The organism is Pseudoflavonifractor phocaeensis (genome assembly GCF_016901735.1).
In the GTDB taxonomy this organism is placed as follows: Bacteria; Bacillota; Clostridia; order Oscillospirales; family Oscillospiraceae; genus Pseudoflavonifractor_A.
Genome location: NZ_JACLZC010000013.1, coordinates 1 through 17,464, shown reverse-complemented (window position 1 = coordinate 17,464; position 17,464 = coordinate 1). Strand labels below are relative to the sequence as shown.

At 63.0% G+C, this 17,464-nt stretch carries 16 protein-coding genes; 2 read left to right on the top strand and 14 right to left on the bottom strand.

Features of this window, described 5'->3' with window-relative positions; translation table 11 throughout:
* Positions 1-49 precede the first annotated feature (49 nt).
* Entirely contained in the window at positions 50-823 is a 774-nt protein-coding gene (locus H7U37_RS04585; protein WP_204873979.1) for an IclR family transcriptional regulator, read from the top strand.
* Between the two features lie 396 nt (positions 824-1,219).
* On the opposite strand, the gene H7U37_RS04580 is transcribed toward H7U37_RS04585, so the two are convergent.
* Genes H7U37_RS04580 through uxaC form a run of 3 tightly spaced genes read right to left on the bottom strand, consistent with a single transcriptional unit; the run spans position 1,220 to position 4,636 of the window.
* Positions 1,220-2,074 (bottom strand): SDR family oxidoreductase, encoded by an 855-nt coding sequence (locus tag H7U37_RS04580; protein WP_204873977.1) that lies wholly within the window; start codon positions 2,072-2,074, stop codon positions 1,220-1,222.
* A gap of 44 nt (positions 2,075-2,118) precedes the next feature.
* On the bottom strand, positions 2,119-3,180 hold the full coding sequence (gene uxuA, locus H7U37_RS04575) for a mannonate dehydratase (RefSeq protein ID WP_204873975.1): 1,062 nt from the start codon (positions 3,178-3,180) through the stop codon (positions 2,119-2,121).
* 46 nt (positions 3,181-3,226) lie between these two features.
* Positions 3,227-4,636 carry a glucuronate isomerase gene (gene uxaC, locus H7U37_RS04570; RefSeq protein ID WP_204873973.1) on the bottom strand — a complete coding sequence of 470 codons (1,410 nt, stop codon included), beginning with the start codon at positions 4,634-4,636 and terminating at the stop codon, positions 3,227-3,229.
* 161 nt (positions 4,637-4,797) lie between these two features.
* On the opposite strand from uxaC, the gene H7U37_RS04565 reads away from it, so the two are divergent.
* A complete protein-coding gene (locus H7U37_RS04565; protein WP_338049776.1) occupies positions 4,798-5,658 on the top strand; it encodes a helix-turn-helix transcriptional regulator in 861 nt (286 codons plus the stop codon).
* Positions 5,659-5,720: 62 nt separating this feature from the next.
* On the opposite strand, the gene nspC is transcribed toward H7U37_RS04565, so the two are convergent.
* The 11 genes from nspC to H7U37_RS04510 all read right to left on the bottom strand — a co-directional run.
* Positions 5,721-6,842, bottom strand: a complete 1,122-nt coding sequence (gene nspC, locus H7U37_RS04560; RefSeq protein WP_204873971.1) for a carboxynorspermidine decarboxylase — start codon at positions 6,840-6,842, stop codon at positions 5,721-5,723.
* Between the two features lies 1 nt (position 6,843).
* The gene (locus tag H7U37_RS04555; RefSeq protein ID WP_204873969.1) at positions 6,844-8,103 is read right to left on the bottom strand and encodes a saccharopine dehydrogenase family protein; all 1,260 of its coding nucleotides are present in this window, start codon (positions 8,101-8,103) and stop codon (positions 6,844-6,846) included.
* A gap of 3 nt (positions 8,104-8,106) precedes the next feature.
* Positions 8,107-9,006, bottom strand: a complete 900-nt coding sequence (speB, locus tag H7U37_RS04550) for an agmatinase (protein ID WP_204873967.1) — start codon at positions 9,004-9,006, stop codon at positions 8,107-8,109.
* A complete protein-coding gene (gene speE, locus H7U37_RS04545) occupies positions 8,996-9,847 on the bottom strand; it encodes a polyamine aminopropyltransferase (protein ID WP_204873966.1) in 852 nt (283 codons plus the stop codon). Before speE ends, speB begins: the two co-directional genes overlap by 11 nt.
* Positions 9,831-11,312 carry an aminotransferase class I/II-fold pyridoxal phosphate-dependent enzyme gene (locus H7U37_RS04540; RefSeq protein ID WP_204873965.1) on the bottom strand — a complete coding sequence of 494 codons (1,482 nt, stop codon included), beginning with the start codon at positions 11,310-11,312 and terminating at the stop codon, positions 9,831-9,833. Before H7U37_RS04540 ends, speE begins: the two co-directional genes overlap by 17 nt.
* A 17-nt stretch (positions 11,313-11,329) precedes the next feature.
* Positions 11,330-12,088 (bottom strand): adenosylmethionine decarboxylase, encoded by a 759-nt coding sequence (speD, locus tag H7U37_RS04535; protein WP_204873964.1) that lies wholly within the window; start codon positions 12,086-12,088, stop codon positions 11,330-11,332.
* 438 nt (positions 12,089-12,526) lie between these two features.
* On the bottom strand, positions 12,527-13,384 hold the full coding sequence (locus H7U37_RS04530) for an epoxyqueuosine reductase (protein WP_204873963.1): 858 nt from the start codon (positions 13,382-13,384) through the stop codon (positions 12,527-12,529).
* Positions 13,381-14,901, bottom strand: a complete 1,521-nt coding sequence (locus H7U37_RS04525; protein ID WP_204873962.1) for a Mur ligase family protein — start codon at positions 14,899-14,901, stop codon at positions 13,381-13,383. Before H7U37_RS04525 ends, H7U37_RS04530 begins: the two co-directional genes overlap by 4 nt.
* 119 nt (positions 14,902-15,020) lie before the next feature.
* Positions 15,021-15,761, bottom strand: coding sequence for an amino acid ABC transporter ATP-binding protein (locus H7U37_RS04520; protein ID WP_207751943.1), 741 nt, complete (start codon positions 15,759-15,761; stop codon positions 15,021-15,023).
* A gap of 1 nt (position 15,762) precedes the next feature.
* Complete coding sequence (locus H7U37_RS04515) at positions 15,763-16,638, bottom strand: amino acid ABC transporter permease (RefSeq protein ID WP_204873961.1); 876 nt, start codon at positions 16,636-16,638, stop codon at positions 15,763-15,765.
* A 2-nt stretch (positions 16,639-16,640) separates the two neighbouring features.
* Positions 16,641-17,464 (bottom strand): transporter substrate-binding domain-containing protein (locus H7U37_RS04510; protein WP_204873960.1); only part of this gene is annotated, 824 nt, incomplete at its 5' end.

The window sequence follows — 17,464 nt, the reverse complement described above, 5'->3', positions numbered from 1 at the left end:
TAAAATTAAAACATAGTTTTATATTATAAAACGCACGGAGGGATATGGCATGGAAGAAAAGGGACCCGTACAGGCGCTGGACCGGGCGTTTGACGTAATGGAGACCCTATGCGGGGCGCGGGACGGTCTGGCGCTCCACGAGCTGACAGCGGCCACCGGCCTGCACAAGAGCACGGTACACCGGATGCTCCAGGCGCTGGTCCACCGGGGCTACGCCGCCCAGGACGGGGATACCGGCCGCTATCGGATGACCACCCGGCTCTACGCCCTCACCGGGCAGGTGGTGGAGAATCTGGACCTGGTGCAGGTGGCCCGGCGTCCCATGGAGGAACTGAGCCGGCAGGTGGAGGAGACGGTCCATCTGCTGGTGCCCGAGGGGGCGGAGATCGTCTACGTCCACAAGGTGGAGGCCGACGCCCCGGGCATCCGGATGTTCTCCCGCATCGGGATGCACCGCCCCATGTACTGCACCGGCGGCGGCAAGGCCATTTTGGCCTGCATGTCCGACGAGGACGTCTCCCGCGTCTGGAACGAGAGCCAGATCCAGTCCTACACCCCCCGCACCATTCTGACCCTGCCGGCCCTGATGGGGGAGCTGGCCCAGGTGCGGGCCAGCGGCGTGGCGGTGGACGACGAGGAGAACGAGCTGGGGGTGCGGTGCATCGCGGCTGCCATCCGGGATTACAGCGGCCAGGTGTGCGCGGCCCTCTCCATCAGCGCCCCCCTCACCCGCATGAGCGACGAGCGTCTTTCGGCCCTGCGCCCGGTGCTGCTGGAGACCCGGGACGTGATCGCCCACGGCATGGGCTGGACGGGGGCGTAACGCCCCTTTGCGGGAACGCGGGGCGGGCATGTCCGCCCCCTACATCGTTTTCGATGCCGCACAGTAGGGGGCGCACACTGTGCGCCCCGCCTGTACTCTTCTCTTTGTTCTGACCGGAAGTCTGCTGTTGGTGGGGCTGTTCTCCCTTCCGCAGTATGACATTATGGGCTTTGCCCTGCCCGGTATGCTCATCTCCATGCTCTATAGCAGGCATACAAGAAAATGTGAAACACAGTGCAAGGACTGACCAGCGGGCGACCACAAGGGTCGCCCCTACCAGATGGTCCCTGCTGTACTGCAAGAAAAAGCGCGCTGCCGTCCGCAGCGCGCTTTTTCTTGTGTGAAGGGGAACAAGGAGGTTTATATGCTTATCGCCCGAAGGCGAGAAGCCCGAAATTACACGCCGGAGTAGGCGGAGAAGCCGCCGTCGATGGGAATGCACACGCCGGTGATGAAGCTGGCAGCCTCATTGTTGAGCAGGAAGAGCACAGCGCCGGCCAGCTCCTTCTCGGTGTCGCCGAAGCGGCCCATGGGAGTGGCGGCCAGGATCTTGCCGGTCCGGGCGGTGGGGGTGCCGTCCTCGTTGTAGAGGAGCTTGGCGTTCTGCTTGGTGGAGAAGAAGCCGGGGGCGATGGCGTTGACGCGGATGCCCACCTTGGAGAAGTGGACGGCCAGCCACTGGGTGAAGTTGGAGATGGCGGCCTTGGCCCCGGAGTAGGCGGGGATCTTGGTCAGGGGGGTGTAGGCGTTCATGGAGGAGATGTTCAGGATGTTGCAGCCCTCACGGCCCACCATCTGACGGGCAAAGGCCTGGGTGGGGAGCAGGGTGCCGATGAAGTTCAGGTTAAAGACGAACTCCACGCCCTTGGTCTCCAGGTCGAAGAAGCTCTTGGTGTCGCCGTCGATGTCACCCACCTCGAAGTACTCCTTGTCGGTGGTGGCGCGGGGGTTGTTGCCGCCGGCGCCGTTGATGAGGATGTCGCACTTGCCCAGGTCGGCCTCCACGGCGTCGGCCACGGCGTAGCAGTTGTCCTTGTCCAGCACGTTGCACTTATAGGCCTTGGCCACGCCGCCCTCGGCCACAATCTGGTCGGCGAAGCCCTGAGCGGCCTCCTCGTTCAGGTCCAGCAGAGCCACCTTGGCGCCGGCACGGGCCAGCACCTTGGCGAAGGCGGAGCACAGCACGCCGCCGGCGCCGGTGACCACGGCGACCTTACCGGTCAGGTCGGTATTGATGACGTTCTTTTCCATAAGAAATACACCCTTTCTTCATAAAGTTGCGAATCAAACAAACATCAGCGGGCCTTGTTGGCCTTCTCGCAGGCTTCAAAGAGGCCGTTGAGGTAGGTGGCGCCCAGGGCGCGGTCGTAGAGGCCGTAGCCGGGCTTGGCGTTGGAGCCGATCTCGTCCCAGATCATGCGGCCGTGGTCGGGGCGGACGTAGCCGTCGAAGCCGGTCTCCACCAGAGCGCGGACGATCTCGTACATATCCAGGGAGCCGCAGGAGGTCAGGTGGGCCCGCTCCTCGAAGGAGCCGTCCTCCATGATCTTCACGTTGCGGATGTGCATAAAGCCGATGCGGCCCATAGCGGAGTACTTGCGGACCATGGCGGGGATGTCGTTGAACTTGGCGCAGCCCAGAGAGCCGGTGCACAGGCACAGGGAGTTGGCGGGGCTGTCGTAGAGCTTGAGGAAGCGGTCCAGATGGGCCTCATTGGTGATGATGCGGGGCAGGCCGAAGATGGGGTACGGGGGATCGTCGGGATGGATGGCCATGACCACGCCGCACTCCTCGGCCACGGGGATGACCTTCTTGAGGAAGCGCTCCAGGTTGGCCCACAGGCCCTCCTCGCCCAGTTCGCCGTAGGCGGCGATGAGCTCGCGGACCTCGTCCTGGGTGTAGCTGGAGTCCCAGCCGGGCAGGTGGATGTCGTCCTTCAGGGGGTCCAGGCCCTTCATCTGATCCCAGTACATGACCAGGCTGGTGGAGCCGTCGGCGGCCACCTTGTCCAGCTGGGTGCGGGTCCAGTCAAAGACGGGCATGAAGTTGTAGGTCACGCACTTGACGCCGTACTTGGCACAGCGGCGGATGTTCTCGCAGTACACGTCCAGCAGCTCTTCCACGTTGTTGCGGCCCAGCTTGATGTCCTCGTGGACGGGGATGGACTCCACCACGTCGAAGATCAGGCCGTTGTCCTCACACTGCTGTTTCATCTTGGCCAGGCTCTCCTCGGGCCAGACCTCTCCGGGCTTCACGTCGTAGACCGCGGACACGATGGAGCGCATCCCGGGGATCTGGGAGATATAGGCCAGGGAAATGGGGTCGGACTCGCCGTACCAGCGGAAGGAAAGTTTCATGGTTCAGTCTCCTTTTTTTGATGGATTCAGGTGATAGAAAGGGGGTTTAACCCTCGATGCCGATATAACGGGCCACGTTGTTGTAGCAGATGTCCTCCACCATCTTACCCAGCAGGGCGTAATCGGCGGGGGCCATGCCGTCAGCCACCCAGCCGCCGATGACCCGGCAGAGGATGCGGCGGAAGTACTCGTGGCGGGGGTAGGAGAGGAAGGAGCGGGAGTCGGTGAGCATACCCACGAAGCGGCTGAGGACGCCGATGTTGGCCAGGGAGTGGATCTGACCCACCATGCCGTCAAAGTGGTCGTTGAACCACCAGGCGGAGCCGAACTGGACCTTGCCGGCGGTGGAGGCGTCCTGGAAGCAGCCGGCGGCGGCCACCAGCTTGTCGCTGTCGGAGGCGTTGAGGGTGTAGAGAATGGTCTTGGGGAGGGCGTCGCGGACGGCCATGCGGTCCAGCAGGGCGGCCAGGGAGTCGGCGGGGATACCGTCGCCGATGGAGTCGCAGCCCACGTCGGCGCCCAGGGCCTGGAAGCGGCGGGTGTTCAGGTTGCGGACGGCGCCCAGGTGGAGCTGCATGACGTAACCCCGGCGGGCGTACTCGCCGCCCAGGAAGTCCATGACGTAGGCCTGATAGGCGGCGATCTCATGGCCGGAGAGGGCCTCGCCGGCCATGGCCTTGGTGAGGGCGGACTGAGCGGCGGCCTCGTCCCACTGGGTGAAGTCGGGGGAGCCGAAGGACTGGTCGGCCAGGCGGCAGCCCACGGCGGTGAAGTAGTCCAGGCGCTGGGAGAGGGCGTTCTTCACGTCGTCCAGGGTGGCGATGGTCATGCCGCACACCTGGCCCAGCTTCTGGAGGTAGCCGGCAAACTCGGCGTTCTCCACGTGGAGGGCCTTGTCCGGCCGGAAGGTGGGCAGGACCTGGACGGGGAACACGTCCCGCTGAGCGGCCAGGGCCTTATGCCACTGGAGGTCGTCGGCGGGGTCGTCGGTGGTGCAGAGGGCCTTGACGTTGCTGGCCCGGATGAGGGCGCGGGAGGAGCCGGCGGGGCTCTGGAGGACGGCGTTGGCCTTATCCCAGATGGCGTCGGCGGTGGTGGGGTCCAGCAGGTCGTCCACGCCGAAGAAGTTCTTCAGCTCCAGGTGGGACCAGTGGTAGATGGGGTTGCCGATGAGCTGGGGCATGACCTGGGCGAAGGCGTTGAACTTCTCCCGGCCGGGGGCGGAGCCGGTGATCTTCTCCTCGGGGATGCCGCAGGCCCGCATGACGCGCCACTTGTAGTGGTCCCCGCCCAGCCAGGCGTAGGCGATGTCATCCATGCGGATGTCATCATAGATCTCCTTGGGATTCAGGTGGCAGTGGTAGTCGAAGATGGGCATCTTCTCGGCGTGCTCGTGGTAGAGGCGGCGGGCCGCCTCGGTGTTGAGGAGAAAATCCTCGGTGATAAAGGTTTTCATAGCGCTTGTCCTCCTTCTGCCTGATGTAATTGTGTTCCCTGTGCCTTTGTTGGTTTTTATTATACCATCGGTTCTGCTATTTTGCACGGTATATCCTGCTTGAAACCTGGTGAAAATTGCTGTATAATGAAACATCTATAAAAATTGCGAGGTGTTTTTTAGTGAAATCGCACATAGATGTGTTCACCCAGCGCCAGACCATGAACACCCGCTTCTTTGAATTTCACCACTATGTGGACCTGGAGCCGCCGGAGGTGGCCTTCCACGAGCACGAGTTTTACGAGGTCTTTTTCTTCCTCTCGGGCAACGTGGACTACGTGGTGGAGGGCCGTACCTACCAGCTCCGGCCGGGGGATATCCTGCTGACCAACAACCGGGACATCCACCGCCCGGAGGTCCGGCCGGGCAAGCCCTACGAGCGCTATGTGCTCTGGCTGGACGGGGATTTTTTCCAGAGCGTGCAGGATTTCGGGGACGATCTCAGCGCCTGCTTTACCGACGCGGCCCGGAAAAAATACAAGCTCATCCGGCCCGGCGGGGACAGCCTCACCCATCTCCGGCGGCTGTGCGCCTACATGACCCAGATCCAGGAGGAAGGGCTGTTCGGCAGCCATGTGCTCATGTACGCCTGTTTGGTGGAGTTTCTGGTCTATCTCAACCGGGCCTACTTCGAGACCCCCGACGAGATCCGCCTGGACGTGACCGAAAACCCGAAAATCAACCAGATCCTGCTCTACATCGAGGACCACCTCTCCGACGAGCTGTCCCTGGACGGCCTGGCCCAGCAATTCCACCTGAGCAAGTTCTATCTGAGCAACAAGTTCAAACAGTATGCCGGTTTGACCCTCTATCAATACATCATGAAAAAACGCCTCACCATCGCCCGCAATATGCTCCGCTCCGGCACGCCGGTGATGGAGGCCTGTATGCGCTGCGGGTTCAGCGACTACTCCAACTTCCTCAAAGCCTTTAAGCGGGAATTCGGCCACATGCCCCGGGAATACATGCCCCAGGGGCGATAAGAGATAAAAGATAAGAGATAAGAGATAGGGAAAGCTTCCCGTATCTCTTATCTCTTCTTTTTTTAGGAAAGTCTGGTTTTGAAGTCCTTGTAGCCGAAGGAACGGACCACGGTATCGCTGCCGTCCCGGTCCCGCCAGACGATGGCGGGGAGGGGCATCCCGTTAAAGGTGTTGGTCTTGACCATGGTATAGAGGGCCATATCCTCAAAAATCAGCCGGTCGCCCTCTCGGAGGGGGGTATCGAAGGAGTAGTCCCCGATGACATCCCCCGCCAGACAGGTGGGACCGCCCAGGCGGTAAGTATACTCCTTTTCGCCGGGCTGGCCGCTGCCGCGCAGAGGCGGACGGTAGGGCATCTCCAGCACGTCGGGCATATGGCAGGCGGCGGAGGTGTCCAAAATGGCGATGTCCATGCCGTTATGGATGGTCTCCAGCACCGAGGTCACCAGCACGCCGGCGTTTAAGACCACCGCCTCGCCGGGCTCCAGGTAGACCTCCACGCCGTAGGTCTCCTTGAGGCGGCGCACCAGGGCGATGAGCCTGCCGGTCTGATAGCCGGGGCGGGTGATGTGGTGTCCGCCCCCCAGATTGAGCCACTTCATCTCCTTGAGATAGGGGCCGAACTGGGCTTCCAGGGCTTCCACGGTGGTCTCCAGGTCGTCGGCGTCCTGCTCGCAGAGGGTGTGGAAGTGGAGGCCGTCCAGCAGGGGCAGCTGGTCGGGGCGGAAGTTTTCCAGGGTGGTGCCCAGCCGGGAGCCGGGGGCGCAGGGGTCATAGATGGCGTGGCCCTCCTGGGTGGAGCACTGGGGGTTGAGCCGCAGGCCCACCTGCTTGCCGGTGGCCTTTGCCTTGGCGGCGTACTTGTCCAGCTGGGCGGGGGAGTTAAAGACGAAGTGGTCGGCGTAGGCCAGCAGCTCCTCAAACTCGTCGGCCCGGTAGGCGGGGGAAAAGACGTGGGTCTCCCCGCCGAAGTGCTCCTTGCCCAGCCGGGCCTCATAGAGTCCGCTGGCGGCGCTTCCGGCCAGATACCGCCGCAGGAGGGGATAGCAGGCGAACATGGAGAAGGCTTTTTGGGCCAATAAGATCTTGCAGCCCGCCTCCTCCTGCACCTTTTTCAAAATTTCCAGGTTATGAAGGAGCTTTGCCTCCTCCACCCGGAAGTAGGGGGTACGGAGCTCCGCCATTTCAGTCCACCAGCACCGGGCTGTCGCTGATCTGCCAGGGCAGGCCCCACTGGTTCAGGGCCTCCATGTAGGGATCGGGATCGAACTCCTCCACGGTGAACACGCCGGGCTTGTTCCACTTGCCGGTGAGGAGCATCATGGCGCCGATCATGGCGGGCACGCCGGTGGTGTAGCTGATGGCCTGGGAGCCCACCTCCTTGTAGCACTCCTGATGGTCGCAGACGTTGTAGATGTAGGCGGTTTTTTCCTTGCCGTCCTTGACGCCGGTGAAGATGCAGCCGATGTTGGTCTTGCCCACGGTGCGGGGGCCCAGGGAGGCCGGGTCGGGCAGCAGGGCCTTCAGGAACTGGATGGGCACAATCTGGTGGCCCTCAAACTCGATGGGAGTGGTGGACAGCATCCCCACGTTCTCCAGGCACTTCATGTGGGTGAGATAGCTCTGGCCGAAGGTCATGAAGAAGCGGATGCGCTCCACGCCGGGGATGTTCTTGGCCAGGGACTCGATTTCCTCGTGGTGGAGGAGGTACATATCCTTGTGACCCACCTGGTCGAAGTCATATTCCCGCTTGATGCTCATGGCGGGGATCTCCACCCAGCGGCCGTTCTCCCAGTAGGAGCCGGGGGCGGACACCTCCCGGAGGTTGATCTCGGGGTTGAAGTTGGTGGCGAAGGGGTAGCCGTGGTCGCCGCCGTTGCAGTCCAGGATGTCAATGGTGCGGATCTGGTCGAAGAGATGCTTCTGGGCGTAGGCGCAGTATGCCTGGGTCACGCCCGGGTCAAAGCCGGTGCCCAGCAGGGCGGTGAGGCCGGCCTTTTCAAACTTCTCTTTGTAGGCCCACTGCCAGGAGTAGTCAAAGTAGGCGGAAAAGCCCTCTTCCTTGCAGCGCTTTTCATAGACGGCCCGCCATTCGGGGTCGTCGATGTCCTCCGGCTCATAGTTGGCGGTGTCCAGGTAGTTGACGCCGCAGGCAAGGCACGCGTCCATGATGGTCAGGTCCTGGTAGGGGAGGGCGATGTTCATGACCAGGTCGGGCTGCACCTTCTTGATGAGGGCGATGACCTGGTTGACGTCGTCGGCGTCCACCTGCTCGGTGGTGATGACGGTCTTGGTCTTGCCCTCCAGCTCGGCCTTGAGGGCGTCGCACTTGGACTTGGTGCGGCTGGCGATGCAGATCTCGGTGAAAACGTCGCTGTTCTGGCAGCACTTGTGGATGGCCACGCCGGCCACGCCGCCGCAGCCGATGATGAGTACCTTGCTCATGGTTTACATACCTCCAGTATTGTCGTCATCCCCCTTGCCGTGGGGGCGCATGGATTGCAGGGCAAGCAGCATCTCCCGGACGATCTTGCAGGCCGCCATGGTGGAAGCGCCGCTCTGGTCGTAGGGCGGGGAGAGCTCGTTCACGTCGCAGCCCACCACCCGGGCGCGGCTGCAAACCATCGTCACCGCCTGGCGCAGGGCGTCGAAGGTGACGCCGCCCGGCTCAGGGGTGCCGGTGCCGGGAAAGACCGAGGGGTCCATCACGTCCAGGTCTACCGTGAAGTAGACCGGCTTTCCCTTCAAACGGTCCAGGGTCTCCTCCAGGCCGTCGAAGTCAAAAAGGCGGGTCTCCACATGGGACGCGCCCCAGGTAAACTCCTCCCGGGTGCCGGAGCGGATGCCGAACTGATAGATGCGGCCGTCCCCCACCAGCTCCCAGCACCGGCGGAGCACGCAGGCGTGGGACAGCTCGGCGCCCAGATACTCCTCCCGCAGGTCGGCGTGGGCATCGAAGTGGATGATGTGTACGTTGGGGTAGCGCTCGGCCACCGCCCGGAAGGCCCCCAACGTCACCAGATGTTCGCCCCCCAGCAGGAAGGGGCGCTTGGCGGCCTGCAAGATCTCCCGGGTGCGGTCCTCGATCTGCTCCAACGCCTTGCGGGTGTCCCCCAAACACAGCTCCAGGTCTCCCAGGTCCAGCACGGAGCCGTCCTCCAAGTCCTCGTTCAGGTAGGGGCTGTAGCTCTCCAGCCCGTAGGACTCCCGGCGGATGGCGGCGGGACCGAAGCGGGTGCCGGGCCGGTAGGAGGTGGTGGAATCAAAGGGGGCTCCGAAGAGCAGGGTGGTGGCGTAATGGGGGTTTTTGTCGCATTCCAAAAAGGTCTCTACGTTTTTACTCCACATCTTTCAACAGCTCCTCCACATAGGCGGGAATATAGAACGCGCCCTTGTGCAGGGTCGTCGTGTAGTATTTGCAGTGCAGGCCCCGCAGGTTCCAGCGGGTGTCGTCCAGGTCCCGGAGGGGATGGTATTTCTTACTTGCAAAGCCGAAGAGCCAGTGTCCCGAGGGGTAGGTGGGGATATGGGCCTGATACACCTTGCTGATGGGGAAAGACTCCACAATGCGCTTGTGGGCCCGCTGGCAGGCCACGGCGTCCTCGGCGTAGAAGGGGCTCTCATGCTGGTTGACCATGATCCCGTCCGCCCGGAGGGCCTTGTAGCAGTTGCCGTAAAACTCCCGGGTAAAAAGTCCCTCCCCCGGCCCGAAGGGGTCGGTGGAGTCCACGATAATGAGGTCGTAGCGCTCCTGGGGGGAGCGGACAAACTTGAGGCCGTCCGCATAGTGGATGGAGAGCCGGGGGTCGTCCAGGCAGCAGGCGGTTTTGGGCAGGTACTTTTTGCACACCTCCACCACCAGGGGGTCGATCTCCACCATGTCGATGTGCTCAATCTCGGGATAGCGCACCAGCTCCCGGATGACGCCGCCGTCTCCCGCGCCGATGACCAGCACGTCCCGCACCCGGGGATGGACCGCCATGGGCACATGGACGATCATCTCGTGGTAGATGAACTCGTCCTTTTCGGTGAGCATCATATAGCCGTCCAGGGTGAGGAAGCGGCCGAACTCGGGGGACTCAAACACGTCGATGCGCTGGAACTCGCTCTTGCCGCTGTACAGCTGCCGGTCCACCCGGATGGAAAAGCGGACGTTGGGGGTCTGCTCCTCGCTAAACCAGAATTCCATGGGGTTCCTCCTTCCAGGCTTGCAGCACGTTGAGGCGGGTGATGTCCGGGTCCTCCGGCCCGGTCATGGAGCAGCCCTTGGCCTTGGCGTACTGGATATAGTCGATGATCTCGCGGGTGACCCGCTCGCCGGGGGTGAGGATGGGGATGCCCGGCGGGTAGCACATGACGAACTCGCTGCACACCATCCCCTCGGTCTCCTCCAGGGGGAGGGAGCGGTGGGGGGCGTAGAAAGCCCGCTGGGGGGAGGCGGCCACCTGGGGCTCGATGTACTCCTGCTTCATGAGGGCGGCGCCCTTCTTGCCGAACCGGCGGCGCACCTCGCTCAGCGCCCCCACCAGCCGCTCGATCTCCCGGGGCCGGTCGCCGATGGAGAGGTAGGCCAGAATATTGCCCAGGTCGCCGAACTCGATCTGGATGTCGTACTCGTCCCGCAGCAGGTCGTAGACCTCGATGCCGGCCAGGCCGATGTCCAGGGTGTTCACCGACAGCTTGGTCACGTCGAAGTCGTACACGCTGTCCCCGTTGACCAGCTCCTTGGAGAAGGCGTAATAGCCGCCGATGTCGTTGATTTCCTGGCGGGCGTACTGGGCCATCTGGATGACCCGCTGGAATTCCTCCCGCCCCCGGAGGGCCAGGTTGCGCCGGGCGATGTCCAGGCTGCTCAGCAGGAGGTAGGAGCCGCTGGTGGTCTGGGTCAGGTTAATGATCTGGCGCACATGGCCGCCGGAGATGTTGGGGCCGGCCAGCAGGAGGCTGCTCTGGGTGAGGCTGCCCCCCGACTTGTGCATGGACACGGCGGCCAGGTCGGCCCCCGCCGCCATGGCGGAGACGGGCAGGTTTTCATGGAAATAGAAGTGGGTGCCGTGGGCCTCGTCGGCCAGGCAGACCATGCCGTTTTTGTGGGCCAGGTCCACAATGGATTTCAGGTCGGAGCAGATACCGTAATAGGTGGGGTTGTTGACCAGCACGGCCTTGGCGTCGGGGTTTGCCCGGATGGCCCGCTCCACCTCGGACACCTTCATGCCCAGGGGGATGCCCAGCCGCTCGTCGCACTCGGGGTTGACGTACACCGGCACCGCGCCGCACAGCACCAGCGCCCCCATGACGCTCCGGTGGACGTTGCGGGGGAGGATGATCTTCTCCCCCCGCTTGACCACCGAGAGGACCATGCTCTGCACGGCGGAGGTGGTGCCGCCTACCATCAAAAAGGCGTGAGCGGCGCCGAAGGCGCCGGCGGCCAGCTCCTCAGCCTCCCGGATGACCGACACCGGGTGGCACAGGTTGTCCAGCGGCTTCATGGAGTTCACGTCCATCCCCACGCAGGTCTCGCCCAGCAGCTTGGTCAGCTCCGGGTTGCCCCGGCCCCGCTTATGGCCGGGCACGTCGAAGGGCACCACCCGCATTTTGCGGAATTGTTCCAACGCCTCATAGATCGGGGCTCTGGTCTGGTCCAGGGGGTTCATGGCCCCGCCTCCTTTTTTCAGTAAATATTGCGGCCGCTGAAGATCTCGATCATCTCGCGGCGCAGGTTGTTCATAATCTCCAGCCGGGTCTTGGGGGGCAGCTCATAGACGTCGGTCTTGAAGAGGTAGTTCTGCAAATCCACTTCCTTGAGCATCATCCTGGTGTGGTAGAGGCTCACCCCGTACATATTCACATCCACCGCGTCGTAGCGCCGCAGGATGTCGGGGGAGATATAATCCTGGATGGAGGTGACCTTGTGGTCCATAAAGAGCTTTTTGCCGTTCACGTCCCGGGTAAAGCCCCGGACCCGGTAGTCCATGGTGATGATGTCCGAGTCAAAGGAGCCGATGAGGTAATCCAGGGTGGAGAGGGGGGTGATCTCCCCACAGGTGGCCACGTCGATGTCCACCCGGAAGGTGGCCAGGCTGGTCTCGGGGTGGTACTCCGGGTAGGTGTGGACGGTGACATGGCTCTTGTCCAGGTGGGCCAGCTGGGTTTCTCCCGCCGGGATCATGGAGCCCTCGGCGATGAGGATGGTCACCGACGCGCCCTGGGGCTCATAGTCCTGCTTGGCGATGTTCAGCACCCGCGCGCCGATCATGTCGGTGAGGGTGGTGAGGATGCTGGTCAGGCGCTCGGAGTTGTACTGCTCGTCGATATAGGCGATATAATCCCGCTGTTCCCGGGGGGTTTTGGCGTAGCACACATCGTAGATGTTGAAGCTCAGCGCCTTGGTCAGGTTGTTGAACCCGTAAAGTCTCAGCTTTTCTGACATGATACCCGTTCCTCCATCCGCGCCCGCAGCCGGCGGACGCTCCATCCATTCCGACAAAAAAACAGGTAATGCGTACGGTACGCATTACCTGTAAAACCGTCAATGCCGGGCTGCCTCCACGGCGTGCGCCAAAGCTCCGCCTGGGCCTGTGCCGGAGGATATTTCCCGCTTATACAGAGTCTATATAGCAAATACTTACTTTTACTACTCTTTATTGACCGTTTTACAAGTTGTTTTGCACGGTTCAGTGCTTGAGAGAACCAACTCATAAAATTGAGCTTTTAACTCAATCAATAACGGCAACATCTCAGTTGCCATCGGCAGTTGACCCGGCTGTCCGTATGGCCTTAACCTGGAAAAACCAGGTGGTCGAAGAAATATTTGCATGGATACTCTGTACAAGACGCATATCACATGACGGCTATAAGTATAAAGTGTTCAAAAAAGCTTGTCAATGCTTTTTTCGCTTTTTTCGCCCCGTAGGTCCAGATTCCGCCGGAGGGGGGCGGGGCCCCGCCAGGCAAAGGCTCGCCGTCCGTATTGTTCGCGAAACTGCCGGTTGGTGAGCCCCGCCAGGTCGGCGGAGGTAAGGCTATCCACCAGTTCCTCCCGGAACTCGGGCAGGGGGGACGGAAGGGGATGGGCGTTATAGGGACAGACGGTCTGGCACCGGTCGCACCCCCAGATGAGGGGATGGGCGCGGACCAATTTTTCTTCTTCGGGCGGCAGTTCCCCCTTTTTCTGGGTCAGGTGGGAAAGGCACCGGTCCACACGAAAGCCGCCGGGGGAGAGGGCCCCCCCGGGGCAGGCGGACACACATTTGCCGCACCGGAGGCAGGGGGACGACGGGGCGCGCTCCCCGTTTGAAACGGTCCGGTCGGTCAAAATGGTCCCCAAAAAGACCCACGACCCGTAGGGCGGCAAAATCACCAGCCCGTTTTCCCCCTGTAAACCCAGGCCGGCCCGCCAGGCGGCCTCCCGCTCGGGCAGGGGGGAGTTATCCGCCCCTGGCACGAAACGCCCCGCCGGGTCCTCCTGCCGCAGCCGGGCCGCGGCCTCCTCCAGCCGTTGGAGGAGCGCCAGGTGGTAGTCCAGCCCCCGGGCGTAGAGGGACAGGTTCCCCGGCCGGTCTCCGGCGTAGTAGGGGAAGGCCGCCACCAGCACCGTGGCCGGATGGGGACAGAGGGCTTCGGCCTTCTCCCGAGCCCCCTGGTCCATGTGGGGCAGGAGGGCCCCGTAGTCCGCCGCCCCCCAGCCCGCCGCGCCGATGCTTGCAAAAAGGGCGTCCAGATTCATGGCTCGTCCCTGCGCCGCAGGGCCTGCTGGGCCAGTAGCCCGTCGGGGATGGAGGGCTCCGGGCCGTGCTTGCGCTTTTGAGCGGTCTCGCAGCCCTTCCCGGCCAGCACCACCACCGCCGGCGTCTGACAGTCCAGAATGGCCCGATCGATGGCTTCCTCCCGGTCCTCGATCACCTGGCCCGTCTTGCCGTAGAGGTCTAGAAAGCGCTGAATGTGGGCGCAGATGTCCGCCACCTCCTCGGGGCCCGGGTCGTCCTCGGTGAGGATCACCCGGTCGGCGTATTGACCGGCGGCCTTGCCCATGCCCTCCCGGCGGTCAATGCCTTTGCCGCCGGTGCAGCCGAAGAGCACCGTCAGCTCCCGGCCCGGGTACTCCGCCCGGGCGGAGCGGAGCAGCGCCTCCAGGCTCATACCGTTGTGGGCGTAGTCCACGATGACCGACACCTGCCCGTCGGCGCTCTCGTAGTGCTCCATCCGGCCGGGCACCGCCGCCTCCCGCAGGGCATCCCGCACCACTTCCTCCGGCACGCCGTACACCTCCGCCGCCGCGATGGCCGCCAGGGCGTTTTCCACGTTGAACAGGCCCGGCATCCCCAGCTCCATGGTCCCCGTGTAGCGGGGGGTGCGCACCTGAAAGCGGAGGTGTTCCCCCACTTTTTCCACATCCCAGGCAAAAATGTGGGCGTTTTCATCTTTTTGAGAAAAGGTCACCACCTGGGGACAGCGGGACGCCGCCTCCAGCACCCGCCCGGCGTGGTCGCAGTCCAGATTGACGACAGCGGTGTTTGCCTGCCGGAAAATCCGCAGTTTGGAGGTGAAATAGTCCTCAAAATCCGGGTGTTCCACCGGGGAGATGTGGTCCTCCCCGATGTTGAGAAAGACCGCGCAGGCCAGCTCCACCCCGATGACCCGGCCGTATTTCAGCGCCTGGCTGGAGATCTCCATGGTCACATAGCCGCATCCGGCGGTGACCGCGTTGGAGAGGTGGTGCTGGAGGTCCAGGGGCTCGGGGGTGGTCAGCTTGGCGGGACGGCGCTCCAGGCCGTCGTCGGTGACGATGGTGGAGAGGAGGGCGGTGGTATGCTCCCCCGCCTCCTGCCGCCACCGGTCCAGGATGCCCCGGATATAGTAGGCGGCGGTGGTCTTGCCCTTGGTGCCGGTGAGGCCGGTGATATTCAGCTTGCCCGACGGGTGGCCGTAGGCCAGGTCGGCCAGCAGCCCCATGGCCGTCCGGATGTCGGTGACCTGGATGCAGGGGGCGCTCCCCCCCTCCGGATAGGGCTTTTCGCTCACATAGGCAAAGGCCCCCCGCTTCACCGCGTCGGCCAGATAGGCGGGTTTGAAGGCCGCCCCCTTGCACAAAAAGAGGGTACCCGGCACCACCACCTGGGAGTCGCAGGACACCAGGGACACCGGCCGGGCAAAGTCGGCGGGCAGGGGCCGCAGGTCGGCCAACAGATTATGTTTGAGCAGCAGCTGATAATAGTCGCCCAGAGCGCGGCTGATTGTTTCCATATGAAACACCGTCCTAACTATCTCTTATCTGAGTCTTTGTCTCCGCTATCATACCACATTTCCACGCCCTTGAATACAAAAAAGGGCCCCAGGCCGAAACGGCCTGGGGCGCCTCCCTGTCACTGGTTGCGGAAGCGGGACAAAAATTCCCGGGTACGCTGGTTCTGGGGGTCGGCAAAGAGGGCTTTGGGCTCCCCCTCCTCGCAGATGACCCCGTCGGCCATGAACACCACATGGTTGCTCACGTCCCGGGCAAAGGCCATCTCGTGGGTGACCACCAGCATGGTCATGCCGTTCTGGGCCAGGTCCCGCATGACGGAAAGCACCTCGCCCACCATCTCCGGGTCCAGGGCGGAGGTGGGCTCGTCGAAGAGGAGCACCTCCGGCTCCATGGCCAGGGCCCGGGCGATGGCCACCCGCTGCTTCTGGCCGCCGGAGATCTGCCGGGGCTTGGCCTTGATATAGGGCTCCATGCCCACCTGACGGAGGTACTTCATGGCGTTTTCTTTGGCCTCCTGGGGGCTCTTTTTCAGCACCTTGGTCTGGCCTACCATGCAGTTTTGCAGCACCGTCATATTGTTGAAGAGGTTGAAGGACTGGAACACCATGCCCACCTTGGAGCGGTAGGTGTTGGCGTTGAGCTTGCCGCCGGTGATGCTCTCCCCGTGGAAGAGAATCTCCCCGCTGGTGGGAGTCTCCAGGAGGTTGATGCACCGCAGGAGGGTGGACTTGCCGGAGCCGGAGGCGCCGATGATGCTCGTCACGTCGCCGGGCCGGACGGAGAAGTCGATGTCCCGCAGCACCTCATGTCTGCCGAAGGACTTGGAGAGGTGCCTGATTTCCAGAATGGTGTCGTTCATCTCAGCGGTCCCCCCTGTTGCGTCCGAATTTCAGCTGCTGTTTGATGCGCTCCCGCTCTTCCTTGCTCCGCTCGTCGAAGGGCGTGCCCCGGTCGGGGTGGCTGTACGTCCCGGCGGCCATGGTGAGCTGGTCGCTCTGCACCAGCTCGTAGTTGTCCGCGCCGTCCAGCACCTTCTCCAGCAGCCGCAGCAGGAAGGAGGCGGCCAGGGTCATGATGAGGTAGCCGATCATCTCAATGGCGGCGGAGGGGAAATACATGTTGTTCACGCCGGTGATGTACCGGTGGAAGGCGAAGAACTCGGTAAAGCTGATGATGAACATCACCGAGGTGTCCTTGATGTTGATGATAAAGTTGTTGCCGATCTGGGGCAGGATGTTGCGGAAGGCCTGTGGCAGGATGACGCTGGTCATGGTCTGGAAGTGGTTCATGCCGATGGCCTTGGCGCCCTCGGTCTGGCCGGGGTCGATGGAGACGATGCCGCCCCGGACGCTCTCGGCCATATAGGCGCCGGTGTTGATGGAGACGATCAGGATGGCGGCCACCCAGATGTTGTCAAAGCGCATGGTGTTGTTGGAGAAGTAGGGCAGGCCGTAGTAGATGAACACGGCCTGGAGCACCATGGGGGTGCCGCGGAACACTTCCACATAGATACGCACCAGGATGCGCACCAGCTTGAGCACAAACCGCTTGGGCGCGGGGTCGTAGCTGGTATAGGGGATGGTATTGAGGATGCCGCAGGCCAGGCCGATGACACAGCCGATGACGGTGGCGACCACCGCCAGCAGGATGGTGCTGCCCATGCCCCCCAGGTAAGAGGGCCAATACTTTCCCCACAGAAGGGCCATATCCTGGCCCAGGGCAAGGAATCGGTCCATGCTTAAACCTCAGGCTGGACGGCGATGGCCTGGTCCATCATGGTGTTGAAGTCCTCCTCGGTCATCTCGGCCAGGACGGCGTTCATGGCGTCCAGCAGCTCGCTGTTGCCCTTGACCACGGACATGCCGATGTTGACGTTCTCGGCCCGCTCCTCCTCGGTGGCGAACTGGAAGTCGCCGTCGGTGCCGGAGAAGTTGAGGACCACCAGGCTGTGGTCCTTGGCGGCGGCGGCGGTGGCGGTGGGCAGGTCGGTGCACACAAAGTCCACGGTGCCGGTCTGGAGCTGCATAATCATGGCGGGCGCGGTCTCGGAGGCGGTGAGGATCTGGGCGTCTGGGATCTGGGGCAGGCAGGTGTCATACCAAATGGTGCCGGTCTGGGCGGTACACTTGCCGCCGGCCAGGTCGTTGATGCCGGTGGCGGTGGCGTAGGGGCTGTCCTTGGTGGTCAGGCAGACGATCTGGGCGTAGTAGTAGGGACCGGCCATATCCACCTCGGCCATACGGTCGGCGGTCATAGACTGGCCGGCGATGGCCACGTCAATGGTGCCGCTCTGGAGGGAGGGGGTCAGGGAGTCCCAGGCGGTGGAGACCACTTCCAGCTCCCAGCCGTTCTCGTCGCAGATTTTTTGGGCGATCATCACGTCGTAGCCGTTGGCGTAAGCGCCGGGCACGTTCTTGATGGGCACGGCGCCGTTGGAGTCGTCCATCTGGGTCCAGTTGTAGGGGGCGTAGGCGCACTCCATGCCCACGGTGAGGACGCCGTCCTCCACACCGGAGCCGGTGGCGGTGTCACCGGCGGGGGCGGTGGAGTTCTCGGTGGGGG